Source organism: Planctomycetia bacterium (genome assembly GCA_034440135.1).
Classification (GTDB): domain Bacteria; phylum Planctomycetota; class Planctomycetia; order Pirellulales; family JALHLM01; genus JALHLM01.
Window position 1 is genome coordinate 1 of record JAWXBP010000234.1, and the last position, 4,069, is coordinate 4,069.

Below are 4,069 nucleotides of genomic sequence, written 5' to 3' on the forward strand. Positions count from 1 at the left end.
AAGCAGCACCAGTCGAGCGCGCCTGGCCTCGTCCGCGCGTCCGGCTCGACGTGCCGTTCGTTGCTCCAGTTCCATCCGTTCCGCATCCGACAGCGTGATAGTGCTCATGAACACGAGTATACTATCGTTTTAGTTGTTACAGTTCACTAGAGAGAGTTAAGCGCGAACGTAGAAGGAGCGGCTTAACCCGCACCCGGGCCGGCTCCGGGAGAGAGCGGCCCGAGCGCTGGCGCATGAGGCGAGGCGGCACTATACGTGCCGCCTCGCCTCGGCGTCATGTGGCGGTGGAGTGTGTGCCGAAGAGCGAAGTTTCCATCAACTTAGCGATCTGGCGGCCGGCAAGCGTCAACGTCAGCGGCGAACGTGATTCCATCAGCCATGCCTTGTATGGCGTGGGTGTGTCCTCTTCCGGACCGTGATGCACTATTCCCTGCGGAACCCAGGTGATCAGACCGGGCTCGTCTAGCGCGCCGTAGCTGTGCGGACCTTTGGCGTAGACAATGATTTCGTCGTAGTCGGCGTTGTGATGAATTGGGGGTCGGTCGCTGCGGCGCGTGCCGATGTAGAAGAAAAGCGTGTTCGACGTGGGATCGTTGATGATGCGCGGAGGCATGATTCCGCCGGTCTCAATGCCCCAGGCCTGCATCTTGTCGATACTGAAGCGTCGGATCTGCGGCGGGCCTACGGTTGCAATGCAGCGTAGTGGATCGCGTTCGTAGAAATACGAAGTCATGTTTTCGCCGTGGCGGATAACGACCTCGTATTCGCCCGGCGGTCCGACTGGATCGGAATAGGGCTGCGGCACATGCACATCGATGTCGGTGTTAAGCACGCCGGGGAAACCTTCGGGCTCGAGCTTCAACGTGCTACGCGTCGCTATAAGAATAATGGATAACGGCGATTGCACCTGAGCGACGCGATAACTCAACGCGCGCGGGATCATCACGAAATCGCCTTCGGTGATCGCGAGCACGCCGAGGTCGGTGTCGAGGCTCCCGCTGCCGCGCAAGACGTATAGAACCTCATCGCAGAGTACATTGCGCAGCGCAAATGCGGCCGGCGTACTGGCGTTGAATATCTCAACCGATACGCCTTGACCGACCAGCAGAGCTTGCGGCAGTTCGCGCCCGTCGGCCTTGGCGCTAGACACGCGTGAAGTATTGAGCAGATAGGGCGCGTAAGTTCCGACGACACGCTGGTAATCCGGGCCGTAGTTCGCCTTTACGATTGTGGCGAAAGGGCCGAGGAAACCGTTGCGAGAATACAGGTCGATGTTGGGAGTAGGAGGGTCGATGTTTGGAGCAAGAGGGCCGTCGGTCATATGTGCTCCTCGAAGCGCGATAATTGTGGAAATAGCTAAGCATAAAGAGTACACCCAACCACAGGCGCGAGCCAGTTCCGCAGCCGCGTGAATGCGTCCGACAGATTTATGAAATGTAAGCACAACTACTGTTCTGCCCGCGCGGCCGCGATCGTTACGCCATGACCCGGCTGCTGTTCGTCGTCTTCCTGCCGTTCGCTGTCTCGTACTTCCTTTCCTTTCTGTTCAGATCGGTCAACGCGGTAATCGCCTCCGAGCTTTCGCTCGTCGCGGGCCTCAGCGCCGGCGCGCTCGGCATGCTTACCGCTGCCTTCTTCCTTGGTTTTGCCGTGATGCAGCTGCCGATGGGGCTACTGCTCGACCGCTACGGCGCGCGCAGAGTGCAGGGCGTGTTGCTGATCGTGGGCGCCGCAGGCTCCGCGCTGTTTGCGGTTGCGCAGAGCGAATTCGCTTTCATCGTAGCGCGCGCTTTAATTGGCGCGGGCATGGCTGGTGGCCTGATGGCGGGATTGAAGGCGCTGGTCACCTGGTTCCCGCAGGAGAGGATCCCGCTCATCAACGGCATGCTCTTGGCGGCAGGTGGGCTGGGCGCGATCGCATCGACCTGGCCAGTGATCTACGTTCTGGAAATCTCCACTTGGCGCGTGATCTTCTGGGCGCTGGCCGCGGCCGCTATGGGCGCCGCAGTCCTAATTCTGACTGTCGTGCCGGAGAAGCCGAAGGTCGAGACCGCTGCGGGGTGGCGGCCCTATATCGAAGGGCTTTCGATGGTGCTTCGGGACAGAACCTTCTGGCGTGTGGCACCGATCTCGATCACCGGCATGGGCGCATCGCTTGCGATCCAGACGCTGTGGGCCGGGCCGTGGCTGAGCCAGGTCAACGGTTTGGATCGGCGCGAAGTGACGTTGCGTTTGTTTGCGCTGACGGCTGGAATGACGGCGGGATTTCTATTGACGGGCGTGGTCGCGCAGGCGCTCTTAAGGCGCGGCATCTCACTTCTCACGACGATGATAGCCGGCTCCCTGATTTTCATTGCCGTGCAAGGCCTGATCCTGCTCGAGGTGGACGCGGGAGGAATTTTGCTCTGGATAGTATTCGGTCTTATCGCCAACGTGACTGCGCTGGTCTATCCATTGCTGGCCGCGCACTTCTCTGCCGATTACGTGGGGCGTGCCGGCAGCGCTAATACTTTTATAGTCTTCCTCGGCACGTTCGTCATCCAGTACCTGATGGGACTTATCATCGAGGCCTTCGATGCCAACGGACAGGGAGCGCGCCCGGCACTCGGTTACAAATGGTCCTTCGGCGCAGTACTGCTGCTTCAGGCGCTCGCGGTCGGAGCGCTGCTCGCTCCACATGGGCGGCGATCGCTGAAAACCGAGTAAACTTCGTACAGTCCTATTATTTGTGGGCAGCAGAAGGAGATTGATGTGAGCAAAGTAGTATCGAAATCCTCGATCTCAGTTGAAACCGCGCGCAGCCTTATCGAGGCGGCGGAGAAGGCGGCGCTTAATCTCGGTGTGCCCATGGCGATCGCTATCGTCGATGAGTCCGGAATCCTCAAATCATTCAGCCGCATGGACGGCGCGCCGCTGCTCGGGGTGCAACTGGCGCAGGACAAGGCTTACACAGCCGTGTCCTTCGGGATTCCGACCCATGGCTGGTTCGATTTCATCAAGAACGATCCGCCGCTGCTGCACGGCATCGTGAAGACGCCACGGCTGGTCGTTTACGGCGGCGGCTACCCCATCACGATTGGCAAGAGCATCGTCGGCGGAATCGGCGTGAGCGGCGGCCACTATCATCAGGACATGAAGGTCGCCGAAAGCGCAATGCTGACGCTGGCGTAACGGTTTCGATTGACCTCTTGTGTTGAGCCGCATAGTCGCAAACGATAGTTGACGAGAATCTAGAGCCCGAGATACTCCCGCGTCTCGGCGGTGGTCGCGGGCTTGCGGCCAACCGATGCGGCGAGTGGCACGAACTCTTTGACGAGATCCGCCGTCGTCGGATGACCAAAGTCTGCGTAGTGATACTCCTCGAGGCCCAGGCGAATGTTGCCGCCGAGAGATGCGGCCCACAACGCCATCGGGAACTCGTGCACGCCGAAGGTGAGCAATTCCCAGATATGTGGTAGGTCGGGGGGAATGCGCTGCAGGAAACCGAGCAGGTTCTCCATGGTCGGCGTCAGGCCGCCGGTGACGTTCCCACCGCAAAAAGCGAAATCAAGAAAGACGGGCGGCTTGATGAGGCCCTTTTTGAACATGCGCACAGTGTTGTCGAGATGACTGTATTCGAAGCAGCAGACCACCGGCTTCACGTGGGTCTGCAGGCAAACGTCAAGGAACATCTCGAACGCCGAGTTCGAATTGTTGAAGACCAGGCTGCCGAACGCGTACTTCTGCGCTACAGAGTCGTACATGTCGAGCTTGAAGGAGCCCGCGCTCAGTTCCGCGAGCTCGGGCTGCGAGCCTTTAGACATCTTCGCGAGTGCGGGGAGAATGCCGATACGCTGCTCGTGCGTGATCATCCCTCCGCCGCCGGTCGTCGGGTTGCAGAGCATCGTGGTCTCGGAAGGAATGCGCCGGATGGCGTCGCCGAACAGCTCCGCATCGTGAACATTGGCGCCAGTTTCGGGATTGCGAGTATGAGTGTGCGCGATCGCCGCCCCCTGGTCGAAGCAATCCTTGTTGGCCTTAGGGAAACTCTGATTTACCGGCATGGTCTGATTCTGCACAGACACTGATA

At 59.7% G+C, this 4,069-nt stretch carries 4 protein-coding genes; 2 read left to right on the forward strand and 2 right to left on the reverse strand.

The window, feature by feature from the left end:
- Positions 1-274: 274 nt before the first annotated feature.
- The gene (locus SGJ19_13910; GenBank protein ID MDZ4781343.1) at positions 275-1,321 is read right to left on the reverse strand and encodes a homogentisate 1,2-dioxygenase; all 1,047 of its coding nucleotides are present in this window, start codon (positions 1,319-1,321) and stop codon (positions 275-277) included.
- A gap of 161 nt (positions 1,322-1,482) precedes the next feature.
- Here SGJ19_13910 and SGJ19_13915 point away from each other — a divergent pair, with 161 nt between their 5' ends.
- Together SGJ19_13915 and SGJ19_13920 are read left to right on the forward strand one after the other, a co-directional pair.
- Complete coding sequence (locus SGJ19_13915; GenBank protein MDZ4781344.1) at positions 1,483-2,706, forward strand: MFS transporter; 1,224 nt, start codon at positions 1,483-1,485, stop codon at positions 2,704-2,706.
- A gap of 45 nt (positions 2,707-2,751) precedes the next feature.
- Positions 2,752-3,171 (forward strand): heme-binding protein, encoded by a 420-nt coding sequence (locus tag SGJ19_13920; GenBank protein MDZ4781345.1) that lies wholly within the window; start codon positions 2,752-2,754, stop codon positions 3,169-3,171.
- 59 nt (positions 3,172-3,230) lie between these two features.
- Here SGJ19_13920 and SGJ19_13925 read toward each other — a convergent pair.
- The coding region (locus SGJ19_13925) for a 3-keto-5-aminohexanoate cleavage protein (protein MDZ4781346.1) at positions 3,231-4,069 on the reverse strand (839 nt) is incomplete at its 5' end.

What these genes read in the sequence shown, in the direction of transcription:
- SGJ19_13910 (MDZ4781343.1), bottom strand. Translation starts at nt 1,321, where the DNA reads ATGACCGACGGCCCTCTTGCTCCAAACATCGACCCTCCTACTCCCAAC.
- SGJ19_13915 (MDZ4781344.1), top strand. Translation starts at nt 1,483, where the DNA reads ATGACCCGGCTGCTGTTCGTCGTCTTCCTGCCGTTCGCTGTCTCGTAC.